This window comes from Spirillospora sp. NPDC046719 (assembly GCF_040645715.1).
In the GTDB taxonomy this organism is placed as follows: Bacteria; Actinomycetota; Actinomycetes; order Streptosporangiales; family Streptosporangiaceae; genus Spirillospora.
Genome location: NZ_JBEYYT010000852.1, coordinates 1 through 1,770, shown reverse-complemented (window position 1 = coordinate 1,770; position 1,770 = coordinate 1). Strand labels below are relative to the sequence as shown.

The 1,770-nt window shown below is 72.8% G+C and carries 2 protein-coding genes; both read left to right on the top strand.

The window, feature by feature from the left end:
• The first annotated feature begins 66 nt into the window (after nucleotides 1-66).
• Nucleotides 67-1,236 (top strand): molecular chaperone DnaJ, encoded by a 1,170-nt coding sequence (gene dnaJ, locus ABZ914_RS50930; RefSeq protein ID WP_190850731.1) that lies wholly within the window; start codon nucleotides 67-69, stop codon nucleotides 1,234-1,236.
• 4 nt (nucleotides 1,237-1,240) lie between these two features.
• Nucleotides 1,241-1,687: a heat shock protein transcriptional repressor HspR gene (locus ABZ914_RS50925; RefSeq protein ID WP_151546116.1), complete on the top strand. Its 447-nt coding sequence runs from the start codon at nucleotides 1,241-1,243 to the stop codon at nucleotides 1,685-1,687.
• Nucleotides 1,688-1,770 lie beyond the last annotated feature (83 nt).

The window sequence follows — 1,770 nt, the reverse complement described above, 5'->3', positions numbered from 1 at the left end:
ACGGGGCGGGCCCGGCGGCGCACGTGAAGACAAGACGCAAGTGGCGATAGCAGAGAGCGGGGCGCCGTGAGCACCAAGGACTACCTGGAGAAGGACTACTACAAAGTCCTCGGTGTCTCGAAGTCGGCCTCGCAGGAGGAGATCAAGAAGTCCTACCGGAAGCTGGCGCGCAAGTACCACCCGGACGCCAACAAGGGGGACGCCGACGCCGAGGACCGCTTCAAGGAGGTCTCCGAGGCGTACGACGTCCTGTCGGACGACAAGCGCCGCAAGGAGTACGACGCGGTGCGGTCCATGCCGGGCGGTTTCCGCGGCCAGCAGGGCGGCGGGGGCTTCCCCTTCGACCTGGGGGACCTCTTCGGGCAGACCGGGGGCACGCAGACGGGCGGCGCGGGCGAGCGCATCGGCGACCTGTTCGGCGGGCTGTTCAACCGGGGCGGCGCCGGCACCCGGACGACGGGCGCGCGGCGGGCGCGGCGCGGCGCGGACGTCGAGACGGACGTGACGCTGTCGTTCGGCCGCGCGATGAACGGCGTGACCGTCCCGATCAAGCTGACCAGCGAGGCGGCGTGCCCGTCCTGCCGGGGCACCGGCGCGAAGGCCGGCACGGTGCCGCGGGTGTGCCCGAACTGCGAGGGCACCGGGCACGAGACCCGCAACCTCGGGAACTTCGGCTTCCAGGAGCCGTGCCGGGAGTGCCACGGCCGCGGGCTCGTCGTGGACGACCCGTGCCCGACCTGCCACGGCAGCGGCCGCAAGCAGTCGGACCGCACCATCCAGGCCCGCATCCCGGCGGGCGTCGCGGACGGGCAGCGGATCCGGCTGAAGGGCAAGGGCGCGCCGGGCGAGAACGGCGGCCCGCAGGGCGACCTGTACGTGAACATCAAGGTGCTGCCGCACAAGGTGTTCGGCCGCACCGGCGACAACCTGACGATGACCGTGCCGGTGACGTTCCCGGAGGCGGCGCTCGGCGCGGAGATCCGGGTGCCGACGTTCCAGGGGCAGCCGGTGACGCTGCGGCTGCCGGAGGGCACCCCGAACGGCCGGACGTTCCGGGTCCGCGGCCGCGGCGCGACGCGGCGCGACGGCACGAAGGGCGACCTGCTCGTCACCGTGGACGTGCAGGTGCCGCAGAAGCTCGACGATCAGGCCCGCGAGGCGCTGGAGCGGCTCCGCGACGCGGGCGCGGGCGAGGACCTGCGCGGCGAGCTGCTCCAGCAGGCGAGAACGGAGTGAGGTCATGGATCCGTTCGGCGACGACACCCCGGTCTATGTGATCTCGGTGGCGGCGCAGCTGTCCGGGCTCCACCCGCAGACGCTCCGCACCTACGACCGGATGGGGCTGGTGTGCCCGGGCCGCACGGCCGGCCGGGGCCGCCGGTACTCGATGCGCGACATCGTGATGCTGCGCGAGATCCAGCGGCTCTCCCAGGAGGAGGGCGTCAACCTCTCCGGCATCAAGCACATCCTGGAGCTGCAGCGCGACAACGTGCGGCTCCGCGAGGAGCTCGCCAAGGCGCACGCCGCCCTGGAGGAGCTCGCGAACGAACTCGAATCGACCCGGTCGGTCGCGGCGCGCCTGGCGCAGCAGCGGCGGCGCGGGGACCCGGGTGGCACTCCCGGCTCCGACCTGGTGCCGATCAGGCAGACCAGCGTCGTGGTGTGGCACGAGCGCAACCGGGAGTAGAAGCAGTTGCCGGGGGGTCTGGGGGGTCGTCCCCCCCCACCCCACACGCCGGAGGACGCGGGCATGGACGACAAGCAGACCCA